Raw genomic sequence first — 16,033 nt, 5'->3', positions numbered from 1 at the left:
CTCGATGGTTCGTCGCTGCTCGCATGCGCCCAACCCGCTATCCGGCGGCGAGCGCCTCGGCCAAGCTCGGCGTGGCGGCGATGAGGCTCCGTGTGTACTCCTCCTGCGGGTTCGCGTAGATGTCCTCCGTGGCCCCCGATTCGACGATCTGCCCGGCCCTCATGACGATGACGTCGGAGCACAGGTGTTTGACGACGCCGAGGTCGTGGGAGACGAAGAGGAGGGTCAGCGCGTACTCGTCGACGAGGTCGGTGAGCAGGTTGAGCACCTGCGCACGCACCGAGACGTCGAGGGCGGAGACCGGTTCGTCTGCGACGAGGATCTGCGGTTTGGTCACCAGTGCGCGGGCGATCGAGATGCGCTGCCTCTGCCCGCCCGAGAACTGGTGCGGGTACCGGCGCAGGGAGTCCGCTTCGAGGTCGACGGCTGTGATCATCTCCTCGACGCGTGCGTCCCGTTCGTCCTTGTCGATACCCGCAGCGATGAGCGGTTCGGCGACGATATCGGCGATGCGCATTCGCGGGTCGAGCGAGGCGAACGGATCCTGGAACACGATCTGCAGGTTCTCGCGCAGGCGACGCAGAGCCTGAGAGCTCGCGGCTTCGACCCGGATGTCACCGACGCGCACATGCCCGGTGGTCGGTCGGTCGAGACCGGAGAGGATGTTCAGCAGAGTCGACTTCCCCGACCCCGACTCGCCCACGATGCCCAGCCGGGCCCCGGCCGAGACGCTGAAGTCGATCCCGTCCAGAGCGGTGACGTCCGATCGTCTGCGGCCGAAGAGTCCGCGTCCGCGGAAGACCCGGGTGACGTCCGAGACGTCGATGAGCGGCGCCGATTCCCGCACCGAGGCGGTCCCGTCGTCGTCCCGCACCGAGGCGGTCCGGTCGTCGTCCCGCACCGAGGCGGTCCCGTCCACGGAATCCCCCGGCTCCACCAGCTCTGCCGACGACTCTGCCGCATCAAGCCGCGGACCCGAGTAGGTGAGCGCGGTTTTGAGCGTGAAGAGCCGACCGCGGTCGTCGGTGGCATCAAGGTCGGAGGACGCCAGGAGCCCGCGCGTGTATTCGTGCTGGGGTGCGGTGAAGATCTGGTCGACGCTGCCGGTCTCGACGATGCGGCCGCGGTACATGACGATGACCCGATCGCAGATTCCGGCGACGACGGCGAGGTCGTGGGTGATGAACAGCAGCCCCGCCTCGACGGCCGAGACCCTTTCGGCGATGAGGTCGAGCATCCTCTTCTGCACCGTGACGTCGAGGGCGGTGGTGGGTTCGTCGCAGATGAGCAGCCTCGGCGAATTGGCCAGGGCGATCGCGAGCATGACGCGTTGCCGCTGCCCGCCCGACATCTGGTGCGGGTAGGCGAACCGGGCACTGTCCGGGTCGGGCATGTGGACGTCGTGGAGCAGTTCGCGCACACGTGCCGGGATCTGCGCTCGGGGCACCTTGCCGTGGATGCGCAGCACTTCGGCGATCTGGTCACCGATGCGCATGAGCGGATTGAGGGCGCTCATGGGTTCCTGGAACACCATGGACACGATGTCCGAGCGCAACCCGGCCAGGGTCTTCTCGTTCGCGTCGAGCAGGTTCCCGGAGTGCCCCTGCAGGTGCACCTGGCCGCGGGCGTGCAGCTCTTCTGGCAGCAGACCCATCACGGATTGAGCGGTCAGCGATTTCCCCGACCCGGATTCGCCGATGAGTCCGACCCGCTCGCCCGGCGCCAGGCTGAGGCTGACATCGTGGAGCACCGGTGTTTGTGTTCCGGCGGGGGTGATGGTGAGGTCGCGGACCTCGAGCAGGTTCTCAGGCACCTCGAGCCTCCATCTTCGGATCGAACCGGTCACGCAGACCATCGCCCAAGAGGTTGAATCCGAGCACGGCGAGCGCAATGAACACGCCCGGCCACAACGCGAGTTCGGGGTGAGTGGACAGGTACTGCTGGGACTCCTGCAGCATCCGGCCCCACGACGGGGTCGGGGCCTGGGTGCCGAGTCCGAGGAAGGACAGCCCCGCCTCGGCGAGGACCGAGATCGCGAACGCCACGGATGCTTGGACGATGACCATTCCTGCGATGTTCGGCAGCACATGGACGACGGCGATGGCCGGGATCCGACGGTTCGATGCTCGTGCGGCGCGCACGTATTCGGTGCCCAGGACCTGCAGCGTCCCGGACCTCGCGACTCGAGCGAACCCGGGGATCGCGGCGATGCCGACGGCGACCATCGCCGGGCCCGTCCCCGGCGAGTAGACGGCGGCGAAGATGATCGCCAGCAGCAGGGCCGGGAAGGCCAGCAGAATGTCGTTGGCGCGCATGATCACCGCGTCGATCCACATCCCCCACGGCTGCTTCGCGAAGAGGGCGGAGATGATTCCGACCGGGGTGCCGATGAGCAGGGCGATGCCGACGGCGACGACGCCGACGAGCAGCGTGATCCGTGCCCCGACCATCACCCAGGTCAGCGTGTCCCGGCCGAACGTGTCGGTGCCGAGCGGATGGGCGGGGCTGCCGTTGTGCAGCCGGGCCGCGGGATCGATCGCGTTCGCATCGTATGGGGTCCATACGAAGGAGACGAGGGCGAGTGCGACGATGAGCACGACGAGGCCCGCACCGATGACCATCGATGCGTTCATCCGCCGCCCGCCCTTGCGGGACCGGGCTGAGCCGCCGTTCGCCGAGGCGGTCGTGGCGGTCGCGTTGGGATCGACGGGATCGACATGGTCGCGGGGACTCTGGGCACCGCTCGGGGTCGGGTTCATGCGGCGTTCCTGATCCGGGGATCGACGATGGGCACGAGGATGTCGACGATGAGGTTGATGATGAGCACGAGCAGGACGAGGACCATGACGATGCCCTGGACCGCCACAAGGTCGCGGTTGGTCACGGCGCGGACGAGTTCGGATCCGATTCCGGGCAGAACGAAGATCTGTTCGATGATCACGGCTCCGACCAGCAGGGTCGCCAGCTGGACTCCGGCGACGGTGATGACGGGGATCGCCGCATTGCGCAGCCCGTGGACGAACAGTGCCTTCGTCCGGGTCAGTCCCTTCGCACGGGCAGTGCGGATATAGTCCTCCCGCATCACGTCGAGGACGGCCGAGCGAACATAGCGGGTGAGGATCGCCGCCTGTACGAGCGCCAGCGATACGACCGGCAGGACCAGACGAAGGAGGAAGCCGCCGAGGCCCTCGATCGGAGCCATCCAGCCTTGGGAGGGGAACCAGCCGAGGGTCAGTGAGAAGATGATGACGAGGATGATCGCGGCCAGGAAGTTCGGGATCGCGATGCCGACCTGGCTGAGGCCTGAGATCGTCACACCGATCCAGTTGCGCTGTTCGAGGGCGGCGAAGGTGCCCAGGGGCACGGCGATGAGGATGGACACGACGATGGCGGCGACGACGAGGATCGCCGTGACCTGGACGCTGCCCACGATGACGGGGGTGATCTCGGCACCGGTGACGTAGGAGGTGCCGAAGTCTCCGGTGAGCATTCCTCCCATCCAGTCGAAGTACCGGATGAGCGGTGGCCGATCAAGCCCGTACTGTGCTTCCAGCGACGCTACTGCCTCCGGGGTGGCGTTCGTTCCCAGCGCCACCTGTGCCGCATTGCCCGGCAGCAGGCTCATCAGGGCGAAGACCACCACCGAGGCGACGAGGAGGGACAGTGCGAACTGGACTGCACGGTTGATTGCGTAGGTGAGCATCGACGTGTGCGGTCAGGCCCAGCTGAGGTCGGCGATCTTGAACGCGTCGGAGACGCGGTTGGCGGGTATTCCCTCGACGCCGGACTTGGCGATGACGAGGTTCGGGAACAGGAACAGGAAGTCCGAGGCGGCATCCTCGGTGATCGTCCTGGCGATCTCCTTCATCCCCGAGATGTATTCCTCTTCGGTGCCCGTGTCGGCCTTCTCCGCGAGCTTCGTGATCGTCGAATCGTCGTAGCCGATGTAGTAGTCCTTCGAGAACACGGTGAGGATGTCGCGTGGTTCTGCGTGGTTGATCACGGACATGTCGTAATCGTGTTCGGTGAACGTCTTGTCCAACCACACGGCGGGGAACTCCTGCGTCTCGGTCTTCGCCTTCAGCCCGACCTCATCGAGCTGGGCGGAGACGATTTCGGAGATCGCTTTCGCGTACGGCAGGTTCGGCACGGTGAAGGCGAACTCCTCACCCTTGATCCCGGCCTCGTCGACGAGCTGCTTGGCTTTCTTCGGGTCGTACTTCCACTCTCCGGTGAGGTCTTCGTAGTACGGGTCGGTCGGGGGCACCATCGAGCCGATGAGCTCGCCGTAGCCTGCCCACGCCGTGTCGAGGACCGCCTTGCGGTCGATCGCATACATCACGGCTTCACGGGCCTTTTTGTCTTCGAAGATGCCTTCGGCGTTGTTCATCGACAGCACGACTTCGCCGTTCGTGGTGCCGGAGACGATCTGATAGTCGTCGCTCTGGAACTCTCCGGCCAGTTCGGGCGCCTGGAGGTTGGAGACGAGGTCGATCTCTCCTGACTTCAGAGCGTTCGAGGCTGAGACCGCATCCTTAAAGTATTTGAACTGGACCGCGTTCAGGGACGGCTTCTCACCCCAGTAGTCGTCGCGGGCGGTGAAGTCGATGGACTGACCGCGCGTGAATTCCTCGATCGCGAAGGGACCGGTGCCGATGGCTTCGTTCGCCAGGTCGTCGGTTCCCTCGGTGTCGAAGACGGCACCGACGAGACTGGTGAGGTTGAACAGCCAGGTGTTCGACGGCCTTTTGAGTTCGATCGTGACGGTGGAATCGTCCGGTGTCTCGATGGACTCGACGATGTCCATCTTCGACTTCAGCGCGTTCTTCCAGTCGTTCTGCACTCGTTCATAGGAGTACTTCACGTCTTCGCTGGTGAAGTCCGCACCATTGGAGAACTTCACACCCTCCTGGAGTTCGAAGGTGTAGGTCTTGCGATCATCGGACAGCGACCAGTCCTCGGCCAGGGCAGGCTGGATCTCCCCCTCGCCGTCCAGGCGGACGAGCGATTCGTAGACGTTCTCCATCAGCGCTTCGGGAATCGCGACTCCAGAGGTGGAGGTGAAGTCGAGGTTGACCGGTTCGGCGGTGAAGGCGATCGTCATCGAGTCCTTCTTCTGCGCATCGCCTCCGCTGTCGGAGGCGCCGGCCGAACAGCCTGTGATCAGCAGACTCGTGGCGGCCGCTGCCGCCACCCATGTCATGATGCGCGGAGTCTTCATTGTTCTCCTCGAATTCGCCGACCACGAAGAAGGTCGTTCGCCAACACTCAAGCATCGTCAGTGTATCCGAAGTTCTCAGCTGCTGAGGCAGTTGCGTTCAGATGCTGGGCGTCGTGGGCGAGCGTTTCAGAGATTCGGCTCCTCGGCGAGAATCGCGGCCAGGGCGTCGAAGGCGAATCGGCGGTGGGAACGTGAGTTCTTCTCCTCAGCACTCATCTCGGCGGCACTGAGCTCAGAGCCGTCGGGGACGAAGATCGGGTCGTAGCCGAAGCCGTTCTCACCCTTGGGGGCGGTGGCCAGCCGTCCGGGCATGACTCCCTCGGCGGTGAACTCGCGACCGTCGGCGGTCACAGCGGCAGCCGTGCAGCGGAACTGCGCTGCGCGGTGTTCGGCCGCGATATCGCCCAGCTGGGCGAGCAGGAGTTCGAGGTTCGCGCGGTCGTCGCCATGTCGGCCGGCCCAGCGAGCGGAGAAGATCCCCGGTGCGCCGCCGAGCACGTCGACGCTGATTCCGGAATCGTCGGCGATGGCGGTGTGTCCGGTCGCGGCGGCCGCGGCACGCGCCTTGATGAGCGCGTTCTCCGTGAACGTGACTCCGGTTTCGGCGACATCGCGAAGTCCCGCCTCGGCGGCGGTGAGCACTTGGGTGTCAGCGCCGAGGACTGGCCCGAGGATGGTCAGCAGCTCTCGCTTCTTGCCCTCATTGTGAGTGGCGAGGACGAAGGTCGTCATCCGGCGAGCACATCGGACTGGATGCGGGTGAGTTCGGTGCACCCGTGGCCGGCGAGGTCGAGCAGTTTGCCGAGTTCGTCGCGGTCGAACGGTGCTCCCTCGGCCGTGCCTTGGACTTCGATGAACTTGCCGGACCCCGTCATGACCACATTCATATCCGTTTCGGCTCGCGAGTCCTCGACGTACGGCAGGTCGAGGAGGGGCTGTCCGTCGATGATGCCGACGCTCACGGCCGCCACCGAGTCGATGAGCGGCTGGTGGGCAGCAGGGATGAGCCCAGTTGAGCGTCCTTTGTCGATGGCCTTCGCCAGCGCGACGTAAGCGCCGGTGATCGAGGCGGTGCGGGTGCCGCCGTCGGCCTGGAGTACATCGCAGTCGAGGACGAGGGTGTTCTCCCCGAGCTTGTCCATGTCGATGATCGCCCGCAGGCTGCGGCCGATGAGGCGCGAGATCTCGTGAGTGCGTCCGCCCTGCTTGCCCTTGACCGACTCGCGGGTGCTGCGAGAGTCGGTGGCGCGTGGAAGCATGGCGTATTCGGCGGTGACCCAGCCGCGCCCTTGGCCCTTGAGCCACCGCGGCACGCCTTCGGTCAGCGAGGCCGCGCAGAGGACACGGGTGTTGCCGAACTCCACGAGCGCGGACCCTTCGGCGGTGTTGATCCAGTCCGGGGTGATCCGGACGTCACGGAGTTCGTCTGCTGCACGGCCGTCTGCTCGCACTGGCTGCCTCTTTCGTCTCGATGGTGGTGTCTGCTGGTCGTCGCCGATTCACACGGTCCAGGTGGCTCCGGGTTTCGCCAACTCGATGGGTCCACGGTACTCCCCGGCTGCCTCACCGCGCACGATGGAGCAGTCGGTCCAGGTCGGGATGTGGGTGAGCACGAGCGCGGATGCCTCTGCGTTCTGCGCCACGCGTCCGGCGCGCTTGCCTGTGAGATGGATGCCGCGCGCCGTGTCACGGTCTTCCTGGAAAGCGGCTTCGCAGAGGAAGAGGTCCGCGCCCTTGGCCGCCTCGACGAGGTTCTCGCACTCATCGCTGTCACCGGAATACGTGATGACTTTGCCGACCGCGTCCGTGATCCGCAGGGCGTAGGCCTCGACGGGGTGGTCGACGAGGAAGGATTCGATCGTCAGCGATCCGATCTGATGCCGACTGCCGTGGTCGATGTCGGTGAACTCGAAGGCATGGTCGAAGTCCGAGTCGTCTCCCCCATTGGCGACCGGGGACTTGCCGGGATCCGTGTAGTAGGCCCGGAAGAGACGCTCCTTCGCGCCGGCCGGAGCGAACACCGGAGTGCGGGTGCGGATCGTCCCGGTGTCGGAGATGTCGCCGTTGAAGTACTTCGGGTCGAAGCAGTGTTTGACGTAGAGGCCGGTCATATCCATGCAGTGATCCGGATGGAGGTGGCTGAGCACGATGCCGGAGAGGCGATCGGTGTCGATCGTCTCCTGCAGAGGGCTGAGTGCACCGGACCCGAGGTCGAGGATGATGCGAGTGGGTGTGTCCTCATCGGTCTCGATGAGGTAGCAGCTGGCGAGGGCGCCGCGCCCCGGGAAGGAACCCGCGGTGCCGATAGCGGTGAGTCTCATATCTCGTCATCCCCCTGCATCTGGTTGAGCAGGGTCGTTGTCAATCGGTCCTGAATCCACGTCAGGAAGTCGTACAGGGTCAGGGTGAGGTCTTCGGACTCGGAGAGGTCCTCACGGTGGGCGTACTTCTCCTCCTGTGCCTCCTCGGTATCGATCTCGAGGCGCACGGCGAGGACGAGTCGCAGATCGTTGAGTCCCTTCATCCAGGCGAGCACCTCGTCGCGGGTCAAGGAGATGTCGTTGCCCTTGCTCAGTCCCAGCAGCACGATGCGCACATTGTGTGCCTTGGCCTGTTTGAGGTCGAACTCGGTGAGGCGGCGGAACTCCGCCGAACGTTCGTCATCATCGGGATCGACGTCGGGCAGCAGTCGCAGCAGTGCCGGGTCCTCCGGGCGCGGCCGGTCGACGAGTCCGAGCCGGGCTTCCCAGTTCTCCGAGTCCGGGCGGTCGTCATCGCTGTCACCGTCTTCGGCCAGCAGGGCCGCGAGATCGGTGAACACGGTGAGCATGAGCGAGCGTTCGTTGTCCTGCAGTGTGAGGACGACGTCGTCCCCTCGTGCGTCGATAGCGGCCATGTGTCAGTCGGATCCTGAATCGGGTTGGCACGCGGCCCACAGGCCGTACTCGTGCATCGCTTGGGTGTCTCGTTCCATGGCTTCACGACCTCCGGTGGCAACCACGGAGCGCCCGTTCTCATGGACTTCGAGCATGAGTGAGTGGGCCTTCTCCTCGGAGTAGCCGAAGTAGGTCTGGAACACGAAACTGACATAGCTCATGAGGTTGACCGGGTCGTTGAAGACCACTGTCCTCCAGGGCTTGGCCAGGTCCTCGGCGGGTCGGACGTCGACCTCCGGCTCCAGGACTGGTGTCGTTGGATTGCTCACGTTTCCACCATACGGCAGAACACTGACACTGTCGTGACGTAAGATCGCGCCTATGAGTGATCTCACACGGACCGATTCGACGGCTTTCTTCACGGATCAGTACGAATTGACGATGGTGCAGGCGGCCCTCGAATCCGGTGCCGCCCACCGCAAGAGCCTCTTCGAGGTGTTCGGCCGCAGTCTTCCCGCAGGTCGCCGCTACGGTGTCGTCGCCGGTACCGGCCGGATCCTCGAGATGATCCGCGACTTCCGCTTCGACGATGCCGAACTCTCGTTCCTCAGCAGGGAGAACATCGTCGATTCGCGCACCATCGACTGGTTGGCCGACTATCGGTTCTCCGGCAATATCCGCGGCTATGCCGAAGGGGAGATCTATTTCCCCGGCTCACCGCTGCTCACGATCGAATCGACATTCGCCGAGGGCGTCATCCTCGAGACGCTCATCCTGTCGGCGATGAACTATGACTGTGCAGTCGCCTCGGCGGCGTCCCGCATGGCTCAGGCGGCCGGCGATCGCCCCTGCGCGGAGATGGGCGGGCGGCGGACGAACGAGCATGCGGCTGTGGCTGCGGCTCGGGCCGCTGTCATCGGCGGTTTCGCCTCGACGTCGAACCTGGCCGCCGGCCTGCAGTACGGACTGCGGACGATCGGCACCTCGGCCCACTCGTTCACGCTCCTCCACGATTCCGAGCGAGAGGCCTTCGCCGCCCAGCTGAAGTCGCTGGGCACCGAGACGACTCTGCTCCTGGACACCTACGACGTCGAGGAGGCGCTGACCACGGCGATCGAACTGGCCGGGCCGAACCTCGGCGGCGTGCGCATCGATTCCGGTGACCTCATCGAACAGGCCAGCGAGGTTCGTGAGAGCTTGGACCGTCTCGGTGCCCGCGACACGACGATCACCGTCACGAGCGATCTCGATGAGTACGCAATCGCTGCACTGGCCGCCTCCCCCGTCGACTCCTACGGAGTCGGCACACGAGTGGTCACCGGTTCAGGCGCCCCCGCCGCCGGGCTGGTGTACAAGCTCGTGGCCCGCGCCGATGAGGCAGGCGAGTGGACCTCGGTGGCCAAACACTCCTCCGGCAAGCCCTCACGCGGCGGACACAAAGAGGCGCTGCGCCTCATCGACGGTCCGATCGCGGTCGAGGAGGCCGTCGGCATTCCGAGCCTGCCCGATGACCTCGGTGACGGTCGTCGGCTCAGCGTCGATCTCGTCGTCGACGGAGAGGTCGATGAGTCGTTCACCGGTGCGGCAGGCGTGAAGAAGGCCTGCGCCCGACATGATGAGTCGTTGGCGGAGCTGCCGCGTTCGGCCAGGCGCCTGCAGGACGGCGAGCCCGCCATCCCGACAGTGTTCTATTCAGCCTGATCCGGACCCGGCCCACCGCGAATCGATGAAGCCGCCGAGGCAGACGCACTGTCTGCCTCGGCGGCTTCATCGGTCCCATGCCGACCGGGCTTCCCCCGCCGGCAGCCGGTGTCACTTTTTGCCGATGAACCAGCCCTGCAGCTTCTTGATCCGAGCCTGGATCTGCTCCCGTGTGGCTTGAGCGACGGCCGGTCCCCCGCATGCCTTGCGCAGCTCGACGTGGACGTTCTGGTGAGGTGTGCCGGTGCGTCTGGACCAGGCGCCGACGAGGCTCTGAAGCTGGTTGCGCTCTTCCTTCATCGCGCGGTGCTCGAGTTCGCTCGTCTCCACCTCGGGTGCCGGAGGGGCCGCCGCGGTCTTGCGCTTCGCCTGCCGTGCCTGCTGAGTGCTCAGCAGCTCACGCACCTGATCGGGTTCGAGCAGACCCGGAATGCCGATGAAGTCGAGTTCGTCCTCGGAGCCGATGGCTCCGCCGGTGCCGAATTCGCCGCCGTCGTAGAGGACGCGGTCGAACAGTGCCTCAGCACCGAGCGCTTCGAAGGATCCCAGCTGGTCCGACGAGGCGCCTTCGTTCCGATTCGCCTGCTCCATGGCCTGCTCGTCGAAGACGACGACATCGTTCTCGTCCTCGTTCTTCGGGCGATCGAGGGCATGGTCGCGTTCGGCTTCCATCGAGTTCGCCAGGGCCAGCAGCACGGGCACCGAGGGCAGGAACACCGAGGCGGTCTCGCCGCGTTTGCGGGCACGTACGAAGCGGCCGATCGCCTGGGCGAAGAACAGCGGCGTCGACGAGGAGGTCGCATAGACGCCGACACACAGTCGGGGAACGTCGACGCCTTCGGAGACCATCCGCACGGCGACCATCCATCGGTCGGTGGAGTTCTGGAACTGCTCGATCCGCTCCGAGGCTCCTGCTTCGTCGGACAGAACCACAGTCGGTTTCTCTCCGGTGATCTCGTGTAGGCGCTTCGCGTAGGCTCGGGCGGCCTCCTGGTCGGTGGCGATGACGAGACCGCCGGCATCGTGGACGGTGCGCCGGACTTCGGTCAGTCGGATATCTGCGGCCTTGAGGACCGCCGGGATCCAGTCGCCCTTCGGATCGAGTGCCGTGCGCCAGGCCTGCGAGTTGATGTCCTTCGTCGTCTCCTCGCCGAGGACGTGCGACATCTCGTCGCCGGCCTTGGTCCGCCAGCTCATGGCGCCGGCGTAGGCGAGGAAGAGGACGGGGCGGACGACGGAGTCCTTGAGCGCACGACCGTAGCCGTAGGAGTAGTCCGCCACCGAGGTGCGGATGCCGTTCTCGTCGGGAGCGTAGGTGACGAACGGGATCGGTGAGGTGTCCGACCGGAACGGGGTTCCGGTCAGGGACAGTCGGCGGACCGCGGGGCCGAAAGCCTCCCGCACGGCATCGCCCCACGACAGGGCGTCACCTCCGTGGTGGACCTCGTCGAGGATGACCAGGGTGCGGCCGGCGGCCGTCCGGTTGTGGTGGAGAACGGGTTTGGCAGCGACCTGAGCGTAGGTCAGAGCCACGCCGTGGTAGCCGGGCGCGTGTTTGCCCTGGGAGTTCTTGAAGTGCGGGTCGAGTTTGATGCCCACACGTGCCGCCGAATCGGCCCACTGCACCTTGAGGTGTTCGGTGGGAGCGACGACTGTGACACGGTTGACGACTCTTTGGGCCAGCAGTTCGGCAGCCAGCCGCAGAGCGAAGGTGGTCTTACCGGCCCCGGGGGTCGCGACCGCGAGGAAGTCCTTGGGCTGCTTCTGGAAGTAGAGTTCGAGAGCCTCCGCCTGCCAGGCACGCAGCTTTCCCGCCGTTCCCCACGCCGCGCGCTCGGGGAATGCCGGTGGAAGCTGTTCTGCTGCGGAGGTCCCTGGTGCTGTTGGGAGACGATCCGCGGACATCTACTCCTGCGGTCCTTCGGACATCGTCTCGTAGATCTCTTTGCACTTGGGGCAGATCGGGAACCGCTCGGGGTCGCGCGTGGGCACCCACACTTTTCCGCACAAGGCGATCAGCGGAGTCCCGGTCACCATGGACTCCATGATCTTGTCCTTGGGCGCGTAGTGGCTGAAGCGCTCGTGGTCGCCGGGCTCGACTAGCTGCTCGGACTGCTCGCGCTCGATCGTTGCTGAACCGCCTGAAGCTGGAATGGTCATGGCTCCATTGTAGTTCCCTAGAATGAGACTCATGGACCAGGCCTACGACGATTCCCTCACAGAACGCTACCGCGAGCTCAGCGACGACATCGCTGCGGCGGTCGCCGTGGTCTCTGCCACCCGCGGCAGTGCCCTGCATGCGATCACCGTCGATTCGTTTCTCGACGTGTCGTACGATCCCCCGACAATGGCGGTGAGCGTCTATTCCGGCTCTCGGATGATGGAGACTCTGGAGACGAGTTCTCACTTCGCCATCTCGCTGCTCAATTCCGACCAGCGAGACATCTCTGAACGCTTGGGGGCTTCGGGCCAGCCGCTGTACGGGTCGCTCAAAGGCATCGACACCTTTCCCGCCCCGCAGGCCGGGCAGCCGGTGCTCACCGAGGCGATCGCCTGGTTCGAACTCGAACTCACCGAGGTGCTCGAGGTCGCAACGCACAATCTCGTCGTCGGTGAAGTGGTCTCCATGGGTGCGGGTGCCGATGCGGGAACGTCCCGTCCCCTGCTGCGCTGGCGCAAAGGCTACGGGACGATCGGGAAACGCTGACCGGGCCGACGGACGGGGCGTACTCCCGCCGGCGAGGCCTCGTCCTACTGACAGAATTGGAGCAGTTCGGTTCGACTGCGCACGGCCGATACGACAGAGGCCCTGCTCAGGACCATCGTGCTTCTCTTGGAAGCGCAACCGTCCTCAGCAGGGCCTGTCAGGTGGGTCAGTCGATCACACGACTCCCTGAGCGAGCATGGCCTCGGAGACGCGGATGAAGCCTGCGATGTTGGCGCCGGCGACGTAGTCTCCGGGCGAACCGAATTCGTCGGCAGCGGCGGCACAGCTGTCATGGACATCGCCCATGATCTCGGCCAGGCGGGCCTCGGTGAAGTCGAAGTCCCACGAGTCGCGGCTGGCGTTCTGCTGCATTTCGAGAGCACTCGTGGCGACGCCGCCGGCGTTCGCGGCCTTGCCGGGAGCGAAGAGCACGCCGGCATCGGAGAAGATCTTCACGGCTTCCGGAGTGCAGGGCATGTTCGCACCTTCGGCGAGGGCGATGACGCCGTTCTTGACGAGCGTCGCTGCCGATGCTCCATCGAGCTCATTCTGAGTCGCACATGGCAGTGCGACGTCGACCTCGACGTCCCACACGTTTCCACCCTCGTGGTAGCTCGCGCGACCCCCGCGCTGCTCCACGTATTCGGAGATGCGTCCCCGCTGTTCGAACTTGATGCGCTTGACGAGTTCGGTGTCGATTCCGTCCGGGTCATGGATGAAGCCGGCCGAGTCGGACATCGTGATGACGGTGCCGCCGAAGGCCGTGACCTTCTCTGCTGCGAACACCGCGACATTTCCGGATCCGGAGATCGAGACGGTGCGGCCGTCGATGTTCTTCTTCGCGGCGGCGAGCATGTCCTTGAGGAAGTACACAACGCCGAAGCCGGTGGCTTCGGTGCGGACCATGGATCCGCCGTAGGACAGCCCCTTGCCGGTGAGCACACCTGCTTCGTAGGAGTTCGTCATGCGCTTGTATTGGCCGAAGAGGTAGCCGATCTCCCGACCACCGACGCCGATGTCCCCTGCGGGCACATCGCGATATTCACCGATGTGACGGTACAGCTCGGTCATGAACGACTGGCAGAACCGCATGACTTCGCGGTCGCTGCGGCCCTTTGGGTCGAAGTCAGATCCGCCTTTGCCGCCGCCGATGGGCAGGCCGGTGATGGCGTTCTTGAAGATCTGCTCGAAACCGAGGAACTTGACGATGCCGAGGTTCACCGAGGGGTGGAATCGCAGTCCGCCCTTGTAGGGACCGAGAGCCGAGTTGAACTGCACGCGGAAAGCGCGGTTGATCTGCACGACTCCGGAGTCATCGATCCAGGGAACCCGGAAGATGATCTGGCGTTCGGGCTCGCAGAGCCGCTCGAGCGCGGAGAGTTCCAGGTATTCGGGGTGCTTGTCCACGACGGGGCCCAGGGAATAGAGAACTTCCTGTACCGCTTGGTGAAACTCCGACTCTCCAGGATTACGCTGGAGCACTGTGTCGAAGATTGGCTGCAGTGATGGATGTAGACTCATGCGCACAAACCTACCGTGACCCGTATAACAACACTCCAAGCGACCAGATATTGGACAGCGTTGTCCGGCCACTTCAAGTGGGATATAAGTCATCCTCGCAGTTCCAGGGCCACTGAACAGGAAAGAATGGACACAAGGCACGTGGACATCTCGGAGATCTGGCCGCCGGTCGCACTTCATCTGCGATCGGGCAATATGGAACTCTCACCCGTAAAAGAGGCCGATATTCCGGAACTCGCACAGATCGCGTGAGGCGGAGTGAAACGTAATGGAATCGAAGCCTTCACCCCTATTACTACCTGGCGGGGGCGCAGCAACCCCGCGCCAGGTAGCCCGGCCCCCATCAGGTAGCAACAAGCACGGGCAACACACTATTGGATTCTCAAACCACAAACACACACCCATCACCACACCACAAAGACAGTGTGTTCACTGGGGGTATCAGTTTCTGTTTGCACTATCTGTCTTGCGACTCGCTGTGCCAGCGGATGTCTACTCTACATGGTTGTTTCGATCCGTGCAACTCGAAGTTCATCTTCGGTTTGCCCGTATCGGTCCCGATCAGAGCGACTGTTGCCGTTCCTTGCGGCCTGGCAACCTGCACAACAATACACACATCTGCGGTCGCCTGCAAAACCGCTCCGGCCATGCCCACTCCCCCGTCTGGAGGAACCCCGAGAATTCGGGCCAGAGTCTCGCCTGCACCCGCAGCAAAGGAGACCTACGCCACGGGTTCGGCGAGTTCCGGAGAATCGTTGCGGACGTTTCCGACGGCTTTGCCGACCTTGTGTCGAGTGACGCTTGCGGGATCGACCTGATCGAGCGTCGCCGCCAGCAGTACCGGCACATCATTCGTCAGGACTCCAGGATCGATCCAGTCACTGATCTGGTCGCGCCCGAGGAATACGGGCATCCGATGGTGAACATCGCTGAGGTGGCCCGCGGATTCCATCGTCAGGATCGTCGTCGAGACCAACCAAGACTCATCCGGCTGCTTCCAGAACTCGAAGAGCCCGGCCATGAAGAGCGGGTCTTCGCCGGCGGCGGTCATCATCCATGGCTGCTTGCCGTCCTCGGTGTTCTCCCATTCGTAGTAGCCCGGGATCGGCAAGGCACAGCGACGACGTCGGATGGCCTGCCGGAACATCGGCTTCTCGAGCACTGTCTCGGACCGTGCGTTGAACGCCTTGAAACCGATCTTGGGATCTTTCGCCCACGCCGGAACCAGTCCCCAGGAGGCGGTTTCAAGACGGCGGTGCAGCTGCCCGTCCTCGTCGAGTCGTTCGACGACGATCGGCACGAATGATCCCGGGGGCACGTTGAAGCGCGGCGCGTATTCATATGAGACGACATCCAACCGCAGCTCATCGGCGAGATCTGCCGGATCGAGAGACATATTGAGTCGACCGCACATGCGCCCATCTTCTCACTTCACTACACTGTCGACAATGGCGGCAGAAGAGAATACAGGCAAGGCGTTCGACCCGATCGAAGAGTCCCGTCGGCAATGGCTGGCCCACGGGTGGGACGACGCAGCCGACGGCATGACCACGGTGATCTCGGTGATGAGAATCCACCAGCTGTTCCTGGCCCGAGTCGACGCAGCTCTCAAGCCCTTCGCACTGACATTCTCGCGCTACGAAGTCCTCACGCTTCTGTCCTTCACCAGAGCCGGGACCCTGCCGATGTCGAAGATCTCTGCACGCCTGCAGGTGCACGCGACCTCGACGACGAACTCCGTCGACCGCCTCGAGAAAGCCGGGCTCGTCGCCAGGCGCAGCCACCCCGATGATCGCCGGACGACTCTCGTCGACCTCACTGATGCCGGTCGTGAGCTCGCCGCTCAGGCGACGAAGGCGCTCAACGCCGAGGTCTTCTCCTCCCCCGATTTCAATGGGATTGACCTCGACTCTCTGCTCCCCTATCTCGAAACACTGCGCTCTGGACTCGAAGCCGGCAGCTGAGCGGACCGACGGACGGGCCGCCTCGGCGAGGAATTAGTTGGAT

General features: G+C 64.4%; 17 protein-coding genes. 4 read left to right on the top strand and 13 right to left on the bottom strand.

Annotation, left to right across the window (positions count from 1 at the left end):
* Positions 1-37 precede the first annotated feature (37 nt).
* The 9 genes from QYM46_RS06310 to clpS all read right to left on the bottom strand — a co-directional run bounded on the left by QYM46_RS06310 (position 38) and on the right by clpS (position 8,426).
* The gene (locus tag QYM46_RS06310) at positions 38-1,855 is read right to left on the bottom strand and encodes a dipeptide ABC transporter ATP-binding protein (protein WP_432791235.1); all 1,818 of its coding nucleotides are present in this window, start codon (positions 1,853-1,855) and stop codon (positions 38-40) included.
* Positions 1,806-2,633: an ABC transporter permease gene (locus tag QYM46_RS06305; protein WP_432791720.1), complete on the bottom strand. Its 828-nt coding sequence runs from the start codon at positions 2,631-2,633 to the stop codon at positions 1,806-1,808. The genes QYM46_RS06310 and QYM46_RS06305 overlap by 50 nt, the downstream gene beginning before the upstream one ends.
* 122 nt (positions 2,634-2,755) lie before the next feature.
* Positions 2,756-3,703, bottom strand: coding sequence for an ABC transporter permease (locus QYM46_RS06300; protein WP_432791234.1), 948 nt, complete (start codon positions 3,701-3,703; stop codon positions 2,756-2,758).
* A 12-nt stretch (positions 3,704-3,715) separates the two neighbouring features.
* Positions 3,716-5,221 (bottom strand): ABC transporter substrate-binding protein, encoded by a 1,506-nt coding sequence (locus tag QYM46_RS06295; RefSeq protein WP_432791233.1) that lies wholly within the window; start codon positions 5,219-5,221, stop codon positions 3,716-3,718.
* 126 nt (positions 5,222-5,347) lie between these two features.
* The gene (gene rdgB, locus QYM46_RS06290) at positions 5,348-5,953 is read right to left on the bottom strand and encodes an RdgB/HAM1 family non-canonical purine NTP pyrophosphatase (protein ID WP_432791232.1); all 606 of its coding nucleotides are present in this window, start codon (positions 5,951-5,953) and stop codon (positions 5,348-5,350) included.
* The gene (gene rph, locus QYM46_RS06285) at positions 5,950-6,672 is read right to left on the bottom strand and encodes a ribonuclease PH (protein WP_432791231.1); all 723 of its coding nucleotides are present in this window, start codon (positions 6,670-6,672) and stop codon (positions 5,950-5,952) included. Before rph ends, rdgB begins: the two co-directional genes overlap by 4 nt.
* 48 nt (positions 6,673-6,720) lie before the next feature.
* Positions 6,721-7,542 carry an MBL fold metallo-hydrolase gene (locus QYM46_RS06280; protein WP_432791230.1) on the bottom strand — a complete coding sequence of 274 codons (822 nt, stop codon included), beginning with the start codon at positions 7,540-7,542 and terminating at the stop codon, positions 6,721-6,723.
* Positions 7,539-8,117 carry a DUF2017 family protein gene (locus tag QYM46_RS06275; protein ID WP_432791229.1) on the bottom strand — a complete coding sequence of 193 codons (579 nt, stop codon included), beginning with the start codon at positions 8,115-8,117 and terminating at the stop codon, positions 7,539-7,541. Before QYM46_RS06275 ends, QYM46_RS06280 begins: the two co-directional genes overlap by 4 nt.
* Before the next feature lie 3 nt (positions 8,118-8,120).
* Positions 8,121-8,426 (bottom strand): ATP-dependent Clp protease adapter ClpS, encoded by a 306-nt coding sequence (gene clpS / locus QYM46_RS06270; protein WP_025779886.1) that lies wholly within the window; start codon positions 8,424-8,426, stop codon positions 8,121-8,123.
* Between the two features lie 52 nt (positions 8,427-8,478).
* Between clpS and QYM46_RS06265 the strand changes: the two genes are divergently transcribed.
* Complete coding sequence (locus tag QYM46_RS06265) at positions 8,479-9,798, top strand: nicotinate phosphoribosyltransferase (RefSeq protein WP_432791228.1); 1,320 nt, start codon at positions 8,479-8,481, stop codon at positions 9,796-9,798.
* A 111-nt stretch (positions 9,799-9,909) separates the two neighbouring features.
* Here QYM46_RS06265 and QYM46_RS06260 read toward each other — a convergent pair whose 3' ends face one another.
* Positions 9,910-11,703 carry a DEAD/DEAH box helicase gene (locus QYM46_RS06260; protein WP_432791227.1) on the bottom strand — a complete coding sequence of 598 codons (1,794 nt, stop codon included), beginning with the start codon at positions 11,701-11,703 and terminating at the stop codon, positions 9,910-9,912.
* On the bottom strand, positions 11,704-11,958 hold the full coding sequence (locus tag QYM46_RS06255; RefSeq protein ID WP_035320920.1) for a DUF3039 domain-containing protein: 255 nt from the start codon (positions 11,956-11,958) through the stop codon (positions 11,704-11,706).
* A 31-nt stretch (positions 11,959-11,989) separates the two neighbouring features.
* Between QYM46_RS06255 and QYM46_RS06250 the strand changes: the two genes are divergently transcribed.
* A complete protein-coding gene (locus QYM46_RS06250) occupies positions 11,990-12,505 on the top strand; it encodes a flavin reductase family protein (RefSeq protein WP_432791226.1) in 516 nt (171 codons plus the stop codon).
* Between the two features lie 174 nt (positions 12,506-12,679).
* On the opposite strand, the gene gdhA is transcribed toward QYM46_RS06250, so the two are convergent.
* Positions 12,680-14,026, bottom strand: coding sequence for an NADP-specific glutamate dehydrogenase (gdhA, locus tag QYM46_RS06245; RefSeq protein ID WP_432791225.1), 1,347 nt, complete (start codon positions 14,024-14,026; stop codon positions 12,680-12,682).
* Positions 14,027-14,152: 126 nt separating this feature from the next.
* Between gdhA and QYM46_RS06240 the strand changes: the two genes are divergently transcribed.
* Positions 14,153-14,278, top strand: a complete 126-nt coding sequence (locus tag QYM46_RS06240) for a hypothetical protein (RefSeq protein ID WP_432791224.1) — start codon at positions 14,153-14,155, stop codon at positions 14,276-14,278.
* A gap of 469 nt (positions 14,279-14,747) precedes the next feature.
* Here QYM46_RS06240 and QYM46_RS06235 read toward each other — a convergent pair whose 3' ends face one another.
* Positions 14,748-15,422, bottom strand: a complete 675-nt coding sequence (locus QYM46_RS06235) for an SOS response-associated peptidase (protein WP_248279132.1) — start codon at positions 15,420-15,422, stop codon at positions 14,748-14,750.
* A gap of 52 nt (positions 15,423-15,474) precedes the next feature.
* Here QYM46_RS06235 and QYM46_RS06230 point away from each other — a divergent pair, with 52 nt between their 5' ends.
* Entirely contained in the window at positions 15,475-15,990 is a 516-nt protein-coding gene (locus tag QYM46_RS06230; protein WP_169251754.1) for a MarR family winged helix-turn-helix transcriptional regulator, read from the top strand.
* Positions 15,991-16,033: the final 43 nt, after the last annotated feature.

This window comes from Brevibacterium sp. K11IcPPYGO002 (assembly GCF_050920635.1).
Classification (GTDB): domain Bacteria; phylum Actinomycetota; class Actinomycetes; order Actinomycetales; family Brevibacteriaceae; genus Brevibacterium.
The sequence above is the reverse complement of the archived record's forward strand: the minus strand, read 5'-3'. Positions and strand labels throughout refer to the sequence as shown.